Origin of the sequence: Aeromonas sp. S9(2024) (assembly GCF_041403185.1) — a bacterium.
Taxonomy (GTDB): domain Bacteria; phylum Pseudomonadota; class Gammaproteobacteria; order Enterobacterales; family Aeromonadaceae; genus Aeromonas; species Aeromonas enteropelogenes.
In genome coordinates this window covers 37,885-55,707 of the sequence record NZ_JBGLRE010000001.1, presented here as the reverse complement: position 1 = coordinate 55,707, position 17,823 = coordinate 37,885, and the positions used below count along the sequence as shown (strand labels likewise).

General features: G+C 54.8%; 17 protein-coding genes. 7 read left to right on the top strand and 10 right to left on the bottom strand.

Annotated features, from left to right (window positions below):
- Window positions 1-15: 15 nt before the first annotated feature.
- From ACB028_RS00220 to ACB028_RS00210, 3 genes are read left to right on the top strand one after another with little or no spacing between them, the layout of a single operon-like run.
- Window positions 16-1,206: a glycosyltransferase family 2 protein gene (locus ACB028_RS00220; protein ID WP_371143190.1), complete on the top strand. Its 1,191-nt coding sequence runs from the start codon at window positions 16-18 to the stop codon at window positions 1,204-1,206.
- Window positions 1,207-1,209: 3 nt separating this feature from the next.
- On the top strand, window positions 1,210-2,421 hold the full coding sequence (locus ACB028_RS00215; RefSeq protein WP_371143189.1) for a hypothetical protein: 1,212 nt from the start codon (window positions 1,210-1,212) through the stop codon (window positions 2,419-2,421).
- A complete protein-coding gene (locus ACB028_RS00210; RefSeq protein WP_371143188.1) occupies window positions 2,421-3,542 on the top strand; it encodes a methyltransferase domain-containing protein in 1,122 nt (373 codons plus the stop codon). The genes ACB028_RS00215 and ACB028_RS00210 overlap by 1 nt, the downstream gene beginning before the upstream one ends.
- 170 nt (window positions 3,543-3,712) lie before the next feature.
- Here ACB028_RS00210 and pseC read toward each other — a convergent pair whose 3' ends face one another.
- The 6 genes from pseC to ACB028_RS00180 all read right to left on the bottom strand — a co-directional run bounded on the left by pseC (window position 3,713) and on the right by ACB028_RS00180 (window position 9,582).
- On the bottom strand, window positions 3,713-4,858 hold the full coding sequence (gene pseC, locus ACB028_RS00205) for a UDP-4-amino-4,6-dideoxy-N-acetyl-beta-L-altrosamine transaminase (protein ID WP_371143187.1): 1,146 nt from the start codon (window positions 4,856-4,858) through the stop codon (window positions 3,713-3,715).
- Window positions 4,855-5,859: a UDP-N-acetylglucosamine 4,6-dehydratase (inverting) gene (gene pseB / locus ACB028_RS00200; RefSeq protein WP_216992080.1), complete on the bottom strand. Its 1,005-nt coding sequence runs from the start codon at window positions 5,857-5,859 to the stop codon at window positions 4,855-4,857. Before pseB ends, pseC begins: the two co-directional genes overlap by 4 nt.
- Window positions 5,860-6,008: 149 nt before the next feature.
- On the bottom strand, window positions 6,009-6,845 hold the full coding sequence (locus ACB028_RS00195) for a cobalamin-binding protein (RefSeq protein ID WP_371143186.1): 837 nt from the start codon (window positions 6,843-6,845) through the stop codon (window positions 6,009-6,011).
- Complete coding sequence (locus ACB028_RS00190) at window positions 6,838-7,800, bottom strand: cobalamin biosynthesis protein (RefSeq protein ID WP_371143185.1); 963 nt, start codon at window positions 7,798-7,800, stop codon at window positions 6,838-6,840. The genes ACB028_RS00195 and ACB028_RS00190 overlap by 8 nt, the downstream gene beginning before the upstream one ends.
- A complete protein-coding gene (mtnN, locus tag ACB028_RS00185) occupies window positions 7,797-8,489 on the bottom strand; it encodes a 5'-methylthioadenosine/S-adenosylhomocysteine nucleosidase (protein ID WP_371143184.1) in 693 nt (230 codons plus the stop codon). The genes ACB028_RS00190 and mtnN overlap by 4 nt, the downstream gene beginning before the upstream one ends.
- 160 nt (window positions 8,490-8,649) lie before the next feature.
- A complete protein-coding gene (locus ACB028_RS00180; protein WP_371143183.1) occupies window positions 8,650-9,582 on the bottom strand; it encodes a ZIP family metal transporter in 933 nt (310 codons plus the stop codon).
- A gap of 337 nt (window positions 9,583-9,919) precedes the next feature.
- Between ACB028_RS00180 and ACB028_RS00175 the strand changes: the two genes are divergently transcribed.
- Window positions 9,920-11,551, top strand: a complete 1,632-nt coding sequence (locus ACB028_RS00175; RefSeq protein WP_371143182.1) for a methyl-accepting chemotaxis protein — start codon at window positions 9,920-9,922, stop codon at window positions 11,549-11,551.
- A 337-nt stretch (window positions 11,552-11,888) separates the two neighbouring features.
- Here the strand turns inward: ACB028_RS00175 and suhB are convergent, their stop codons facing one another.
- On the bottom strand, window positions 11,889-12,692 hold the full coding sequence (gene suhB, locus ACB028_RS00170) for an inositol-1-monophosphatase (RefSeq protein WP_026458137.1): 804 nt from the start codon (window positions 12,690-12,692) through the stop codon (window positions 11,889-11,891).
- 197 nt (window positions 12,693-12,889) lie between these two features.
- Between suhB and ACB028_RS00165 the strand changes: the two genes are divergently transcribed.
- The 3 genes from ACB028_RS00165 (at window position 12,890) to emrD (ending at window position 15,615) form a co-directional block, all read left to right on the top strand.
- Window positions 12,890-13,345, top strand: a complete 456-nt coding sequence (locus ACB028_RS00165; protein ID WP_042071811.1) for a hypothetical protein — start codon at window positions 12,890-12,892, stop codon at window positions 13,343-13,345.
- Between the two features lie 146 nt (window positions 13,346-13,491).
- Window positions 13,492-14,154 carry a glutathione S-transferase family protein gene (locus ACB028_RS00160; RefSeq protein ID WP_371143181.1) on the top strand — a complete coding sequence of 221 codons (663 nt, stop codon included), beginning with the start codon at window positions 13,492-13,494 and terminating at the stop codon, window positions 14,152-14,154.
- Window positions 14,155-14,415: 261 nt separating this feature from the next.
- Window positions 14,416-15,615 (top strand): multidrug efflux MFS transporter EmrD, encoded by a 1,200-nt coding sequence (gene emrD / locus ACB028_RS00155; protein ID WP_042071809.1) that lies wholly within the window; start codon window positions 14,416-14,418, stop codon window positions 15,613-15,615.
- A 127-nt stretch (window positions 15,616-15,742) separates the two neighbouring features.
- Here emrD and lpxH read toward each other — a convergent pair whose 3' ends face one another.
- Genes lpxH through ACB028_RS00140 form a run of 3 tightly spaced genes read right to left on the bottom strand, consistent with a single transcriptional unit; the run spans window position 15,743 to window position 17,713 of the window.
- A complete protein-coding gene (gene lpxH, locus ACB028_RS00150; RefSeq protein ID WP_371143180.1) occupies window positions 15,743-16,492 on the bottom strand; it encodes a UDP-2,3-diacylglucosamine diphosphatase in 750 nt (249 codons plus the stop codon).
- A complete protein-coding gene (locus tag ACB028_RS00145) occupies window positions 16,489-17,226 on the bottom strand; it encodes a DUF4269 domain-containing protein (protein ID WP_371143179.1) in 738 nt (245 codons plus the stop codon). Before ACB028_RS00145 ends, lpxH begins: the two co-directional genes overlap by 4 nt.
- Window positions 17,216-17,713: a peptidylprolyl isomerase gene (locus ACB028_RS00140; protein WP_026457729.1), complete on the bottom strand. Its 498-nt coding sequence runs from the start codon at window positions 17,711-17,713 to the stop codon at window positions 17,216-17,218. The genes ACB028_RS00145 and ACB028_RS00140 overlap by 11 nt, the downstream gene beginning before the upstream one ends.
- Window positions 17,714-17,823: the final 110 nt, after the last annotated feature.

Genomic DNA, 17,823 nt, shown 5'->3' with positions numbered 1-17,823 from the left:
GTTCTCGGTGAACGCATGAATATGGTAAATAAAAAAGATGTTCTTGTATTTGGTACAGGAAGTCTCTATAAGCTGAATAAGAAAGAACTGGTAGATAGATTTAATATCATATCCTTCATTGATAACAACGTACATTGTGATTCAAATGAATTAGACGGTACTCTTATAAGAAGACCAGAAGAAATCATATATCTTAGTTATGATCTTATAATAATTGCTAGCTCCTTCGAGAATGAAATATATGAACAGTTGCTGAACTTGCATGTGCCAACTCATAAAATAGTTTTGCTCAGATCAATAGTTAAGATTAACCAATCGAAAATAATGTCACATTCAGATAGTAGTGGACTGTTCTATAGACCAACTGGTATCAATGGTGAAAATCTTGCCATTGTGATTCTATCCTACGGGCGAGTTGATATGACAGTTAGACTGTTGACGTCAATAAAAGATAGAATGCCAGACTTTTCTGGAGAAATAATTCTATTTGATAATGGCTCTAAACAAGATGAAATAATTAATTTGCAGAGCTACTTGGACGATTTTACCATAAATCACAAAATAATCTTAAACAATGAGAACTATGGTGTTGCAAAAGGTAGAAACTGCGCTCTGAAACATGTTACGAAAGAATGGGCTTTCTTCGTTGATAACGACATTTTCTTTATCAATAATCCGCTTTATTCTATTTGTCAGACTATTGTTGACTTTCAAACACCATATATAAATTTACCATTGTTAAATAGTGATGGAAATACAATATATTCATTTGGTGGAAATGTAGTCATTAATGGAGATGATGTCAGCGTTGCACCATTTACACCTGGAGGGTGTCATAGATTAATTGTGGAAAACACCATTAGTTCAAAGATCGTTTTTGGTTCATTCCTATTTGGTGGTTCTGCAATTTATCATGTTGACTCTTTTATTTCTCATGGGATGTTTGATGAAGATATGTTCATTGGGTTTGAAGATATAGTGTTTTCTATATCTCTCTTAAAAAGAGGTGTAAGGGTTGCAAACATATCTGATTTTTATATGATCCATGATCATGCTCGACCATCTGATAATGAATATAATAATGTAAGATACGATATTAAAACGATTAAGAATTCAGCAGATGCTGCATTCTCTAAATATGGTGTCAATATGTATTCTGGCGATGTTGAAAAATGGCTGCAATCACGGACAAAAAAGGTTATTTGAGAAATGCTTAACATTAGCTTTGAAATACCTGATTTGGAACGGCTAGACATTGATGAATGGTGCATTATTGGAGAAGGAGAAGCGCAGAAAAAAATTTGCAGATTCATGAATGAAAAAGGTGTAGCTCCACCATCAATAATTTATAAAAACTCATCTGATTTTATCGCTGACGTTAAACATGATTTATATTATGGCCCTAGCATAGTTGTTATTGGCTCTACTATGCGATATGAAATTGCCAAAAATATTTATGAAGAGTGTCGCGGTATAAAAAAAATAGAAAGTTTGACATTTGTAGATTTTTCTCCGTATGTAGGTATTGGCAGTTATGAAGAGTGGAGTGCCTATTCATTAAAAAAATTAGATTCAATCCCTCAAGTTGTTATCATCGACTCATACTATAATGATCACTGTGCTTATTGGATGTCAACTTTAATATCTGAGATTAAGCGTCAAGGATTTTCAGTGGCAATAATTCATCCATGGCAAAAATATCAATTTTCTATCTTGAAAAATGCAATATCAATCGTATTATGGAATGGTTCTATACCTGTACTCTTTGATGATGTGAAAAAATTTATTCATAGTATAGGTAAGAAGTTTCTTTATGCGGAGTGCGGTTTTTTTCCTCAAAAAGAATATTTCTATCTTGATAGAATGGGAATAAATGCCAATCGGGAGTTGGCAACTGATGATTTGGGATGGATTTCTGACTCCGACTATCAAAAACTAGCTGCTTTAAAGAAACAGTTTTTTGAGAATGTGAATCCATTTAAACTAGAACATGACTATGTCTTTTGTCCACTTCAGCTACCAGATGATTCTAATATTATGATGAACTCCCAATTCCATCATGGTATGCAGGATTTTATTGATTATATAAATAAATTTTATAAAAATAGTCATTTGAAAGTAGTTTTTAAACCACACCCTAAAGATTTGAATTCATATAGTTATGATTTTGGCAATGCTATCATTGTTCATGAAGACTCAAGAGCGCTTATTTTAGGTGCTGAAAGGATTCATGGAATTAATTCAACAGTTATCTTCGAGGCTGCGTTAGCAGGAAAAGATATTTATTGTGAAGGTAATTGTCTTTTAGAACACCCATGTTTAAAAAATGATAAGATTTTAGCTGCAATTATTAGTTCTCAAGTTTCGATATATAGTGTAGATCCTTTATATTTCAGTTGGCTAACGACAGGTAAATATTAATGAAGAAAATATATGTAGGTGCAGGTAATGACCGTCGGGATGGTTTTATTCATACAGATGTTAGAGCGTTACCTGGGATTGATATTATATGCCCAGCATGGGAGCTTTCTTCAAATATACATAATGTGGATGAAATATATTCAAGGCATATGCTAGAGCATTTAACAACAATGGAAGCAGATTGTGCATTAAGAGACTGGTATGAAGCTTTAAAAGTAGGCGGTAGTATTCACGTAATTGTTCCCGATATGGATTATCATGCTCAACAATGGCTCAGTGCCGAATGGTCAGAAGACACACTGTGCAATCCTAAATCTGATGCGAGGCATGCATTTGCGGGTTTTTGGGGGTGGCAGGATGAATGTAATCCAAATCTTAAAGATTATAATACTAGTTATTGGGATGTGCATAAATCTGGATACAATAAAAGAAGGTTAGAATTTTTATTGGGGCGTATAGGTTTCTCCAATATAGAAGTATATGTTGAAGATAATTATCATCTACATGCTGTTGCTAAGAAAACAATGGATAAAGGTGAAAGACAGATATCTTCATCATTGCGTTTGATTAGAGCTGACCATAGAAATAGGTATGAGTTTGCCACAAGATATCTAAATAGTACAGATCATGTGTTGGATGCCGCATGTGGTATCGGCTATGGTTCCTTTATATTATCCAAGTCGTGTGCTAATGTTACAGGTATAGATATATCTGAGGAAGCAATTGATTTTGCAAATAAACATTATAATAACAAAAATGTAAATTATAGTGTTCTTGATCTTGCTGATATATCTAATTTGAAGGAAGAATATTCTGCAATTGTCTCGTTTGAGACGTTTGAACATATTGACTTTACATCATTATTTTTATCTGACATCGTCAGGTTGCTAAAAAATAATGGGTATTTTATTGTCTCAACTCCTAATCAAGAAAAACTACCTTTTAATATTGAACGTTTCCCCTATCATATAAAACACTATACTAATAGTGAGATGACTGAGGCTCTCGAATCTGCAGGATTATCAGTTGAAGAGGTATGGTCACAGCATGATCCTATCATAGGGGATGTAGAGAATGACACTGAAGGGCTATTTCTGATTTATGTGGCAAAAAAACGATAGCTAGATTATATGTGACTGGTTCATCAAACACCGGTTTAAACCGGTGTTTTTATTTTATGTCCTCTTGTTACAAACGGATCGTTAGATTAAAGTTTTTTGACCCAAAATAACATGATACTGAATATATATTGCTCTGACTAATTCGTTATATTGTAGTACCTGAAGAAATATCAAAAATGAGCTTTAATATTCTTCAATAATATCGTAATTATTTTTGATTGCGCATCACATCGAATAATGGGATAAAGTGGCAAAGTAATTGCTCCAGTATAGAACCGTTCGGCATTTGGCTGGCGCATCTGAATTAATTTTTGATACCACGGCTGTTTGTAAATCGGCATATAGTGCACGTTAGCACCGATGCCTTGGGCCCGCAGTTGCTCAAAGATACGGAGGCGCTGCTCGGGGGCTACGCGGTGTACATAAAGATGGAAGGCACTGCGCCTTTCTTCACTGAAATAGCGAGGGAGTAGCTCCGGCGCCAATGCTTCGAAGTAGCGGCGGGCCAGCTCGCCACGTTTTTCAATCCATGCCTCTAAATTTGCCATCTGGCTTAACCCCAGAGCGGCCTGGATATCCGTCATACGGTAGTTGAAGCCGAGCATTTGCTGCTCGTAGTACCAGGGGCCGTCCGACTCGTTGATAAAGTCTTCCGGTTCGCGGGTGATGCCGTGGCTGCGCAGCAGGCGCATGGTCTTGGCCAGTGCGGGGTCATTGGTCATGGCCATGCCACCTTCCCCCGTGGTGATGATCTTCACCGGGTGGAAGCTGAAGACCGTGATGTCACTGTAGCGACCGTTGCCGGTGGGTTCGTCGTGATAGCGAGCACCGAGGGCGTGGCAGGCATCTTCGATGATGCGAAAACCATATTCTTGCCCCAGGCGGTGGATCTCTTTCATGTCGCAGGGCAGGCCCGCGAAGTGCACTGGGATCACCACCTTGGGAAGGCGATCTTCGGCCTTGGCTGCCACCAGTTTTCGTTCCAGCTCCACGGCGCACATATTACCGGTATCGGGTTCGATATCGACAAAATCGACTCGGGCGCCGCAATAGAGGGCGCAGTTGGCAGAGGCCACGAAGCTGATGGGAGAGGTCCAGACCCAGTCACCTGGGCCCACTCCCAACGCCAGGCAGGCAATGTGCAGGGCGGCGGTGCCGGAGTTGACGGCGACCCCGAAACGGGCGCAGCAATAGTCGGCAACAGCTTGCTCGAAACGAGGCACTACTGGTCCCTGGGTCAGAAAGTCGGATCTCAGGACCTCCACCACGGCCTCGATGTCCGCTTCACTGATCGATTGTCTGCCGTACGGGATCATTCCATCACCACTTGCTGATTGAGTTGCTTGAGCTCTTCTATGGTCAGAAAGACCGGGTTGTTGCGAGAGTTGTACTCAAACCCCGAGTCGACCATCTTTCCCTTCTCGCCGGCGGCGGTCTTCGAGAAGTCGTTGTTGCGGTTGTTGAAGTTGATGGTCGGCCCGATGATGAAGAAGTCGTCGAACTCAAAGGTGTGATAGGAGTCGTCAGCAGGGCACATCACTTCGTGCATTTTTTCGCCCGGGCGGATGCCGACAATCTTGTGCGGCAGCTCGGGTGCCATGGAAAGGGCGAGATCCGTGATGCGAACGGAAGGGAGCTTGGGAACAAAAATTTCCCCCCCCTTCATCCGCTCGAAGTTGCGCAGCACAAAATCCACCCCCTGCTGCAAGGTGATCCAGAAGCGGGTCATCTCCTCGTGGGTGATGGGCAGTGAGTCTGCACCCTGATCGATCTGCTTTTGGAAAAAGGGGACGACCGAACCACGGGAGCCGACCACATTGCCGTAACGCACCACAGAGAAACGGGTCGGATCCTGGCCCGCGATATTGTTGGCAGCGACGAACAACTTGTCGGAGGCCAGCTTGGTGGCTCCGTAGAGGTTGATCGGGTTGGCGGCCTTGTCGGTGGAAAGCGCGATGACCTTCTTCACCTGATTGATCAAGGCGGCCTGGATGACGTTCTCGGCCCCGTGAATATTGGTCTTGATGCATTCCATGGGGTTGTATTCAGCGGCTGGAACCTGCTTGAGGGCGGCGGCATGGACTACGTAATCCACCCCGCGCATCGCCATGGTCAAGCGGTTGGCATCCCGCACATCGCCAATGAAATAACGCATGCAGGGAGCATCGAAGACCTGCTGCATCTCGAACTGTTTCAGCTCGTCACGGGAATAGATAATGAGGCGTTTAGGTTTGTAACGCTCCAGTACTGTCTTGACCAGTTTCTTGCCAAACGAGCCGGTGCCACCCGTGATGAGTAGCGTTTTATCATTGAACATTGCGGGCTTCTCGTCAGAAAAACAGTAGATGAATCATATGCTAGCAAATAAAGTACCAGCTTTTTATGCAAAGAGTGTGATCCATTCGCAAAAACGCTTTTAAAGCACGCACTTACGTCATCACTCTCAAAGTAAATTGTAATGACGACTTAAGGCGACGTAACGGGCGTAGCCCGGTTCTGCCAGATGGCGGAGCAGATCTGCTCCACGGCATTGAGGGCTCTCGGGGTGAAGCGGTGCAGCTCATCCGAGTTGATGAGGGCCAGTCGTCCCTGCTTGACCGCGTCTATCATGGTCCACTGTTGCCAGTGCGCCAGAGCGCCCGGATCGCCACTGCCCGCCAGAATGAGCTCGGGGTTGGCCTTGATCACCTGCTCCTGGCTGACTTGGGGGTACGGGGTCTTGGCATGGGCCATCACATTGATGCCGCCACACAGCTCGATGGCCTGGGCGGGCCAGGCGTGGCCGCTGGCACTGGTCAGCGGCGGGTACCAGAGCTGGTAGAACACCTTGACGCCGGTCGGCTGGCCGTAGCGTTGCCTGAGAGCCGCCAGCCTGGCCAGATAGCGATCGGCCGCCTCGTTGGCGCGTTGCTCAACCCCCAGCATCTTGCCAAGGGCCCGCATCTCGCCAGCCAGTGAATCAAAATCGGTGGGCTCGGAGTAGAACACCTGAATGCCGAGCTTTTCCAGCGGTGCCAGCATGCGCGACTGGGCGGATCGCCAGGCGAGAATGAGATCCGGCTTCTGGGCCAGCAATGCTTCCACATTGATGCTGCGGTAATTCGCCACCTTGGGCTTGTCTGTCACCTCGGATGGATAGTCGGAGGCATCATCAACGGCCACCAGCTTGTCGCCGGCCCCGATATCATAGAGAAGCTCGGTGAGGTGAGGGACCACACTCACCACCCGCTCCGGGGTCGCCGCCATCGCCAAAAATGGCAAACCTGCCAGCAACCCCATCCATTTACCTGTGTGTCTAAGCATGCCAGCGTTCCACCAGAGTCAACGCCAGGGCGACCAGCAGCCATCCCCAGCCTGTTCCTTGCAAGACATTGAGCACCCGCGTGGCCATGTCGGCGCCGGGATCCTGTCCGAGCCCCAGCACGGGCCAGCGTTGCAGTGTGCCCTGGTAGTAGCGTGGGCCCCCCAGCCGGGTCTGAAACTTGTCCGCCAGCAGCACCAGCAGGATGCCCATGGCAGGATAGGGCCAGAGCACACCGCTGCGTAGCAGCCAGCCCGTACGCTTGAGACGGGTCAGTAGCAGGGGCAAGCCAAGCAGCAGTACGGTCGGGGCATTGAGCGCCTGATAGAAGGCGCTCGCCGCGCGGCCAAAGTGGCTGAATGCGGGATCCTTCATGCTCCAGCCCAGGCTCATCAGCTGGGTCAGTCGCCAGAGCAGGGCACCCTGCACGCCAGCCACCGCATATCCCAGCAGGGGGCCGGCCCATTGTCCTACCAGGCGCAGGGCGCAGCTCTCGCTCACAGCCTTGGCAATCCCCATGACCGAGAGTTTGCTTGTCTCCCGCTTGAGCCAGGGCACGGCCTGCAGTCGTGCCAGTGGCAGCGTCTCCTGGCAGGCAAGGGTGCGGGTGGCGCTCGCCAGCTCCCGCAGCGGACGGGATTCAATCATCAGCAGCAGAAACAGCAGATCGAACAGAGGTTCGCTCAGGGCCAGATTGCGCACCGACCAGAGGCCAGCTGCGCAGGGCAGCCAAACCACCAGCATCGCCAGCACGCCGGCTTGTAGCTGCTGCCTGGGCGAGCCGTCCGCCCTGTGTACCTTGTGGCCAAGGCGGGTGAGCAGCGGAGTGAGTGCCGAGAGCCGGATGTGGGCGGGGCGGGGAATGAGGGCCTCCAGCAAGGCGGCCCCCAACATGATGGCCGCCGTCGTGGAAAGCAGATCGGTGGCCATCGGTTCGAGCGATGCGATTGGGATCACAGCTTGCCGAGCATCTTGATGATCACTTCGGCCGAGTGTTGACCGGCCACCTCGATAAAGGCGTCGAAGGATTCCACCTGCTCCTTGCCCGCGATGTCAGACATGGCGCGCACCACCAGATAGGGCACCTTGAACATGTGGCATACCTGGCCGATGGCAGCCCCTTCCATCTCGACCGCCAGCATTTGCGGGAAGTCGGCGCGTGCCTTGGCGATGGCCTCCGGCTTGCACATGAACTGATCACCGGTGCAGATGAGGCCAATCTTGGTCTGGTGCTTGCCCTGCTCGGCGATGCACTCACGTGCCACAGTGATCAGCTTTTCGTCGCAGGGGAAGGCGGCGGGTTGCTGTGCCATCTGGCCCATCTCGTAGCCGAAAGCGGTCACGTCCACGTCATGGAAGCGCATTTCGCTGGCGATCACCACGTCACCGATATGCAGATCCTGGGCAAAACCGCCCGCAGAGCCGGTATTGATCACGCAATCAGGGGCAAATTTTTCCAGCAGCAGGCTGGTGGCCACGCTGGCGGCAACCTTGCCGATGCCGGAGCGGGTCAGGATCACCTCTTTGCCGGCCAGCATCCCCTGATAAAACTCGCAGCCACCCAGTTGCAGGGTGATGGCGTTGCTCAGCTGGCTGCGCAGCAGGGCCACTTCTTGTTCCATGGCGCCGATAATACCTACTTTCATCACTGACCTCGTCTTGATAGCCGTCAGGCTGTATTTAAGTTGCTGTAGATCATAACAAAAGATGAAGACGGCGCCGAGCGCCAGAAGAGAAATGCCAGGGAGCAACCCAGGCGCCCCAACGCGAGGCGCCACAAGTAACGAGGGCAGGGATGGTGATCGCTTAACCGAGGGCGGTGTCCAGGGTCATCATCAGGGCAAAACCCGCCATCAGGCCGAGGGTGGCGTGAGTTTGATGGCCGTTGCGGTGAGTCTCTGGGATCACCTCATGGGAGACCACAAACAGCATGGCGCCGGCCGCCAGGCCCAGACCGATGGGATAGGCGATGGCCAGGCCGCTGGAGAGCCCGACCCCGAGCAGGGCGCCGAGGGGTTCGAGCAGGCCGCTGCCGATGGCGACCAGCACGGCCAGTGGCGGGCGAAAACCGGCGGCGCACATGGCAAGCGCTACCGCCAACCCTTCCGGAATGTCCTGCAGGGCGATGGCGGTGGTGAGCGGCAATCCCACCGACATGTCCCCCTGGGAGAAGCTGACCCCGATGGCCATCCCCTCCGGCAGGTTGTGCAGGGCGATGGCAAAGACAAACAGCCAGACCCGGGAGCACTGCTCATGGCCCGGGCCGCAGGGGCCAGTCTTGTCGTGTTCGTGCGGGGTGAACTGATCCAGTCCCAGCATCAGCAGCACCCCGAGGGTCATCCCCGCCACCACCACGGCGGCGGCAGCAAAGCCGTTGCCCGTGATGTCGCTGGCGGCATCAAGCCCCGGCAGCAGCAGGGAGAAAGCGCTGGCAGCTAGCATCATGCCGGCGGCAAAGCCGAGCATGGAATCCTCCACCCGCTGCGGCACGGCGCGCAGAAAGAGGGCGGGCAGGGCACCGAGGGCGGTGGCAGCAAAGCCGGCGGCCCCGCCGATGAGGCCATAACGGATGCCGCTGCTGATCTCCTCCGTCGCCAGCATGACGAGGCTCTGCAACAGCAGCAACAATACGGCCACCAGCGCGATGAAGAGACCGATGGCCGTTCGGGGGCGGGATTGCATCTGGGCGCGCAGTTGTTGGGACCAGGAGGAAGCGGGCAGGGCTGACATATCGTCCATCGGGTTACCTTATGAGAAAGAGAGAAGGCTCATTACATCCCTGCGCCTACGCCTTGTCTACCCGAGTCAGGCGATTGTCCCCATAGCTAAATAGCATGCTGTTGGGCACTGGCATAGGGCATCCGCCTGAGGCCTTGGCGCTGGAGGAATTAACACCATTTAAATTTTCTTAATAAAAATGAAGGCATTGTCGCCTTGTGCTAGAGTGCGCGACTTTGCCAAATGCCCTCTTCCCGCGTTTTGTGCATCTCCCCGTCAGGATGGCCCGGGTATCAGCTCACAGGGATGTGATCGCCACACTCCACACCCAGTCAGCAGTCGAGGACCCACTGCCACCATGTTTTACAAGAATCTCTCCATCGGCAAGAAGATTGCCGTGGTCTTTGCGATCATCGCCGCCGTCAACGTGCTGTTCGGTCTGTTTCTCTCCAGCGAGCTGCGCAGCGTGCGTGATCGGGTGCTGAACTTTACCGACTCGACCCTGCCGAGCGTGCTGTCGGTGGAAAACCTGCTCTATGACGTCTCCTATGTGCGCCGGGCCCAGTTTGCCCTGTTGATGGTGGATGACAGTGCCGATCTGCAGGCCCGCCGTGGCCGGATCCAGAACAACATCCAGAAGGTAGAGACCAGCTTCCAGGCCTATGAGGCGACGGTCGGAGCGGCTTATGAGCGTCAGGTATTCAACCGGGCCAAGCAGCACTGGTTGAGCTATCGCCGCTCGGTGAGCGAGTTCGATCAGCTGCTGGCCACAGGCCAACCCGCTGAGGCGCAGGCTCAACTGTTTGCTTCCAACGCGACTTTCGGCGCCTTGGAACAGGCGGTCAACGAGCTGGTCGGGGTCAACCTCGACTTTGTCAAGGAGAACCGTGGCAGTCTGCTTGGCAGCGTCAGCATGCTCAACACCCTGGCCATGGTCAGCATCGGCAGCCTGTTGCTGTTCATGATGGCGATGACCTGGTTCCTGACCCGCCAGATCTGCCTGCCGCTGCAGGCCGTGGTGGCCCAAGCCAACGCCATCGCCAGCGGGGATCTGACTCACCGTCTGGATCGCCGTAACCTGGGGCGCGATGAACTGGGGGCGCTGGCCAATGCCTCGCTCAAGATGCAGGACAACCTGCGTGGCCTGATTGAAGAGGTGGTGGCCGCCGTGACCCAGCTGGGCACCGCCATTGAAGAGGTGAGCGCCGTCTCCGAGCAGTCGGCCAAGGGGATCCAGAGCCAGCAGCAGGAGATCTCTCTGGTGGCGACAGCCATGACCCAGATGAAGGCTACCGTCGCCGATGTGGCGGGCAACACCGAGATCGCCTCTGAATCCGCCAGCTCGGCCAATGCGCTGGCACGCAGCGGCAACCGGGAGGTACGTAACTCTCTGGTGGCGATCACCCGGGTAGCGGAAGAGATCGAGCAGGCCGGCGTGCTGGTAACCGAGCTGGAGCGCGAGTCCGCCCAGATCAATGTGGTGGTGGACGTGATCCGCGGCATCGCCGATCAGACCAACCTGCTGGCCCTCAACGCCGCCATCGAGGCCGCCCGTGCCGGTGAGCAGGGGCGTGGCTTTGCGGTGGTGGCCGATGAGGTGCGTACCCTGGCGGGCCGTACCCAGGCCTCTACCGGCGAGATCGTGGCCATCATCGAGACCCTGCAGGCCCGTGCCAACAAGGCCAAAGAGGTGACCGGACTTAGCTGCGATATGATCCGCGAGTGCGTGACCCAGAGCGAACAGACAGGGGCGGGTATCCAGCAAATTGAGGAAGCAGTGGCCCAGATCGCCGATATGGCGATCCAGATCGCCAGTGCCTGTGGCGAACAGGATGCGGTCTCCGACGAGCTGGGGCGCAACGTGGAGCGGATCAACGAATCGGCCAACGAGGTTGCCTTCGGCGCCGATCATACCGCGCGCGCCTGCCTGGAGTTGAGCCAGCTGGCCGCCGGCCTCAAGCAGACTATCGGACGCTTTCATCTTGCCTGATACCAAGATCAATTCAGGCGCGCGAAGAGACGCCTGTCTTGCTGATATCAACCCGGCTTAGGCCGGGTTTTTTATTGCCTGCCAATCTCCATATCGAGGGGGGAGATGGCAATCAGCGTCTGTGTGCGTCAGCGTGAAGGGAAGGGAAGGGAAGGGAAGGGAAGGGGAGAGATGGGAAATGGTTATGGCGATAGATGGTTTGGTAGAGGGCTGGATTGCAAGGGCGCAAAGCCACGAATGCCTTGCAGGAGTAAATCAGAGCGATACATAACCACGAGAGGCAGATAACAAAAAACCGGCTTGCGCCGGTTTTTTGTTATGTCGAGTACGGGCTGGCTTATTTGGCCAGAGACTCCGGCAGCTCTTCACGGATCTTGCCGAGCATCTCTTTGAGCACGCGCGGGTTGGCAACGACTATGTTGCCGGAGGTTTCGTAGTTGTGGCCACCCACGAAGTCGGTCACGATGGCGCCCGCTTCCTTGGCCAGCAGTTCGCCAGCGGCGGTATCCCAAGGTTTCAGGCCGATTTCCCAGAAACCGTCGACACGGCCGGCGGCCACGTAGGCCAGATCCAGGGCGGCGGATCCGGAGCGACGGATGTCGGCACACTCGATGAACATGCTCTGGAACATCTTCAGGTACGGCTCGATATGGTGCTTCTGCTTGAACGGGAAGCCGGTGGCCAGCACGGTACCAGCCAGTTCGCGGGCCTTGCCGACGCGGATGCGGTAGCCGTTCAGCTGGGCGCCGCTACCACGGGTAGCAGTGAACAGTTCGTCGCGGATCGGGTCGTAAATAACGGCTTGTTCGGTCTTGCCTTTCACGCGCAGGGCGATGGAAACGGCGAAGTGCGGAATGCCTTTGACAAGGTTGGTCGTGCCATCCAGTGGGTCAATGATCCATTGGTAATCCGGATTGGTACCGGCAGTCTCACCAGACTCTTCAGCTACGATGCTGTGCTCCGGGTAAGATTTTTTGATGGTATGAATGATGGCCGCTTCGGCTTCACGGTCAACGTTGGTCACGAAGTCATTGCTGCCTTTCTGGATAGCCTCAATGTTCTCGGGCTGGGAGAAGGCTTTTACTACAACTTGACCGGCGTTGCGCGCAGCGCGCACGGCGATATTCAGCATCGGATGCATAGGTTCACCACTGGATGTTAAAGAACGGGGATAAAAGGACGCGGTATGATACCAGTATTTCCACCGATGGCAACTGTTATCCCGATTCAGCCATTCGATTGCCACTGCCAGATATGACGGCTCCAATATAGGCCGGATCTGCGCTAGTCTTATGCCTGCAATCAACCCAGTTTGTCATGAGCATAGGGACATGAATCATGAACTTGTCAGTAGTCAGTCAGCACGTATCCGGCGCCAGTGAAGGTTTACTGGCCATTTTGCGTTCATCCAGAGAGTATGGCGATCACTTTGCCAACATCGGCGTCACGCCGCTTGCCGAGTGGCAGCCAGCCAAGGCGGAGGCGGCGATCCTGCTGATCGATGGCAATACCCCCTGGCAGGATGCCGGCTTTTTGGGCGGGGAAGATGACACCATAGGGTTGCCGGTGTTGCCGTTGCTGATCCGCAAGGGGGACAGGGAGCTGGCCATCTGCGGGCCGGATGTGCGCGACCCCCGCTTCTATTTTGTCTCCAACGGCATAGTGCTGGAGGAGTCGGATCTCGCCAATCCCGCCAGCAGCAGGGTGCTGCTGCGCAAGCTGGAATCCTACTTCCCGCTGCTCTCCCGCCTCATCATGCTGCGCCAGCGCAAGCCGGCCGCCACCCTCAACTGATCTCGTCGCCATCGGTCGACAAACGGCGCACCCAGTGCCATCACTGGCACTGGGTGCGCCGTTTGTGTTACTAGAGAGTGGGTCAGGATCCCGCCGCCGGGGGAAAGAGTGCCCGGTGGCCCCATCTGCGTAACCAAGGAGTGACCATGATCGACTTTTATACCGCCGCGACCCCCAATGGCTTCAAGGTGGCGATAGCCCTCGAGGAGCTGGGGCTGCCTTATCGGGTGATCCCGCTCGACTTGTCGGCACTGGATCAGAAAAAGCCCGAATTTCTGGCCATCAACCCCAATGGCCGCATTCCGGCCATCGTCGATCGGGGCAACGATGATTTCGCCGTGTTCGAATCCGGCGCCATCCTCCTCTATCTGGCCGAGAAGGCGGGCAAGCTCTTGCCGCAGGATCCCAAGCGCCGCTCCCGGGCTATCCAGTGGCTGATGTTCCAGATGGGCGGGGTTGGCCCCATGATGGGGCAGGCCAACGTCTTCTACCGCTACTTCCCCGAGAAGATCCCGGCGGCCATCGAGCGTTACCAGAAGGAGGGGCGCCGCCTGTTCGAGGTGCTCGACAGCCATCTGGCCCACCACGAGTATCTGGCCGATGAGTACAGCATCGCCGACATTGCCACCTGGCCCTGGGTGCGGATCTACGACTGGAGCGGGATCTCCATCGAGGGGCTGCACCATCTGCAGGCCTGGATGGCGCGCATGGAGTCCCGTCCTGCCTGCCAGAAGGGGATCACCATTCCGCCGCGCAAGGAGCAGCCGGAGGATCTGATCAAGCAGGCGCAGCAGATGGTAACGCGTTGATTTTTAACCGCAGACGGGGCGAAATGCCCCGTAATATTAGAAAAACTAAGGCAAGCTGATTATAAAGATTCGTTCGTTTTCTGTGAGCTGAATCACTATCATGCCCCCATACCATCAAGCGTCCTGTGCGATGGTCGGGCGGGCTCCCCGCCTCCTGTTTCCAACACTGATTTGATTGACTCACTGTTTCTGTGAAGAGACTCCCCCGGGCCATTTCTGCGCCGGGGGGCGGCAGCTTTTTGACGATTTTTTGGGACTGATATGGATCGGCACAGTTTTTATCCGTTGTTTTTTCTGACCATTCTGATGGTCGCTGTGGGCCAGATGACCCAGACCCTCTATGTCCCCTCCATTCCCATGATGGCGGGGGACTTTCAGGTGGCCTCCGGTCAGCTGCAGGCGGTGATGGCTTGTTACCTCATTCCCTATGGCCTCTCCCAGTTTGTCTATGGGCCGCTGTCGGATCGCATCGGTCGTCGCCCCGTGCTCATCATCGGCATGATGGTGTTTCTGTTGGGGACCCTGACCATCCAGCTGATCCCCCACTTCGCGGCCCTGCTGGTGGGCAGCTTCATTCAGGGGCTGGGAACAGGTGCGGGCGGCGCCATGAGTCGCACCGTGATGCGCGACCGTTATAGCGGCGCCGAGCTTAACCGCGCCAACAGCCTGGTGAGCATGGGGGTGATCTTTTCCCCGCTGCTGGCCCCCGTGCTGGGTGGCTGGTTGACCGAGCTGTTCAACTGGCGTGCCGGTTACTGGTTCCTGTTCGGTTTTGGCGCCGTGGCAACCTTGGCCATCATGGCCTGGTTTGGCGAGACCCTGCCGGTGAGCGCTCGCCAGCAACCGCTGCGGGTGGGAGCGGCCTATCGCCATGTGCTGGGCAACCCCAAGTTTCAGGGCAACCTGCTCTGCCTGATGGCCACCTTCTCCGGTCTGGCGGTCTTTGAGGCAGCAGCCGGCGTGCTGCTCGGGGATGTGCTGAAGCTGAGCGCCCGTACCGTGAGCGTGCTGTTTGTACTGCCGCTGCCGGGTTATCTGTTCGGGGCCTGGCTCTCGGCCAAGCTGAGCTTTCGCCTGAGCCAGGGCAAGCTGATGCGTCTGGGCATCGCATTTTTGGCACTCGGCTCGCTCATCATCCTGCTGCCGGGCCTGTTCGGGTTAGTGAGTGCTGCGTCACTGATCGGGGGCGCTGCCGTCTACTTCATCGGGAGCGGCATCCTTTACCCGACCGCGACCTCTTGCGCCATCGAGCCCTTCCCGGGTCAGGCGGGTACAGCAGGGGCTATCCTGGGCGGCATGCAGAACCTGGGGGCGGGTGTCGTCACCCTGCTGGCGGCCTGCTTCCCGATGACCGGCCAGGTGACCCTGGGGGCCATCATGACCCTGATGGTGCTGATTGTGGCGCTGAGCTTTGTCTGGCTGCGCCACCACGGCTCCCCCCACGAGCAGATGGCAATCTGACGCCATCGCGGCTGGCGCGTATCGAACCAGTCCTTTGCCCAATAAAAAGAGGCCATGACCCGTCGGGGTCATGGCCTCTTTCGTTATGTGGCGCGCATGCTTTTGGCCTGCGCGGGTAAATGCTCGCTTACCCCTGCGATGCAGTGTCTGCCCGGGGGAGGGGGCGCTGCTCCAGCCGTTGCTCGCCCGGGCGGCAGACCAGCACAGACCCTTGCTCGAACCAGTCCCCCAGCACGATGCGCCGCACCGGCTGGCCGTCCAGGGTAAAGTCGTGGATGGCGGGCCTGTGGGTGTGGCCATGGATCATCATCCGGCAGTCGTGGCTGCGCAGCATGGCATCCACCGCCGCGGGCGTCACGTCCATGATGCTCTGGCTCTTGTAGGCATTTTCCATCTGGCTTTGGCCGCGCATCTTGCAGGCGATGGCCTGCCGGCGGGGGAGCGGCAGGCGCAGAAAGAGCCAGCGTAGCCATTTGAGCTGGGTGATGCGACGAAACTTCTGATACCCCTCATCCAGGGTGCAGAGCAGATCCCCGTGACTCAGCACCACCCGCTCGCCATAGAGCTCGATGACGCAAGGATCCCCCAGTAATGTCATGCCGGCGCGTTTGGCATACTGCTGGCCCAGCAGAAAGTCGCGGTTGCCGTGGATAAAGTAGATGGGCACGCTTTGCTGGCTCAGGGCCAAAAAGGCGTCGGCGATGGTCTGGTGGAGCGGGTTGGGATCATCGTCGCCAATCCAGAATTCAAACAGATCCCCCAGCACATAGAGGGCATCGGCGCCGACGGCGTCGTGCTCGAGAAAGTGCACCAGCGCCGCCGTCATGTCGGGCCGCTGGGCGCACAGGTGAATGTCACTGATAAAGAGGGTGCTCATGGTGGCGTGTCGGTGCTCAGGGTCGGATCCGGGGAGGGGCAATGAACGGCTGTTTCGGGGCTGGCAAGGGGTGATGGCGGCGTCTGGACAACCGCTGGCCGGGCAGGATCAGGCATCCGCTGCCACCTGAGTGTGGCAAGGTTGCATCCCTCCAGGGTCAGCAGCGCCTCGTAAGGGTTGCCGGTTAGCCCCAGCAGGCGGCAGATGGCCGCCTCTCCTTTCAGGCCTTCTTCAAGGCGCAGGCGCAGCACCGCCTGATAAAAATCATCCCCAAAGTGCGCCAGCAGGGTGCCCATCAGGGTGAGGTGGCGCCAGCCGTTGAGAGTCTCGACCGCAGCCGGCGTGACATAGAGCTCCACTGGCCAGGAGTGCCCGTCCGGGCCGGCAAAAAGTCGCTCGAGCAGCCAGACACCTTCCCCCTTGTCGCTCGCCGTCCACCCCTGATCGCGCAGTTGAGCCGCAAGGTGGGCAGGCACCGGATGCTGGCAGAGGATATCGAGATCGCTACCCGGCCGATCCAGCCCGATGGCAAGAGTACTGACCATGGCCACGTCGCTGCACAGCTCTTGCAAGCGCGTCCACAGGCCGTTACTTAACAGGGCGTGGGCGGAGCGCTGGCGCGGGTTGCCGTGGGCCAGATAGTCGAGGTAGCGCCAGTTTGGGGCGGTAGATGGAAAAACTGCGGCCGGGGCCGCAGTTTTGTCAGAGCCTAGACGGCAGAGATCACTCGGCAAGGGTCACCTTGGTGATCACCACGTCTTCAACCGGTACGTCCTGGTGGATGCGACCGTAGTTGCCGGTCTTGACGCCCTTGATCTTGTTTACCACGTCCATGCCCGCAGTCACTTCACCGAATACGCAGTAGCCGTAGCCCTGGGTGGTAGCGGATTTGAAGTCGAGGAAGTCGTTGTTGTTCACGTTGATGAAGAACTGGGCGCTTGCAGAGTGCGGCTCCATGGTGCGGGCCATGGCGATGGTGCCAATCTTGTTGGACAGACCGTTGGCCGCTTCGTTTTTGATGGGAGCGCGGGTGTCTTTCTCTTCAAAGCCCGGGGCATAGCCGCCGCCCTGGATCATGAAGCCGTCGATCACGCGGTGGAAGATGGTGTTGTCATAGTGACCGTCACGGCAGTATTGCAGGAAGTTGGCCACGGTTTCCGGGGCTTTTTCAGCATTCAGGGTGAGGGTGATGTCGCCGTGATTGGTATGCAGAGTGACCATGAGTTGTCCCTTCGTTTTGTAGCGAGCCAGGCAGGCCCGCGGGTGTATGGCATAAAGTGGTGGCAATTCTAGCCCATCAGGGGCGGCGGGCATAGTGCATCTGGCGCCAA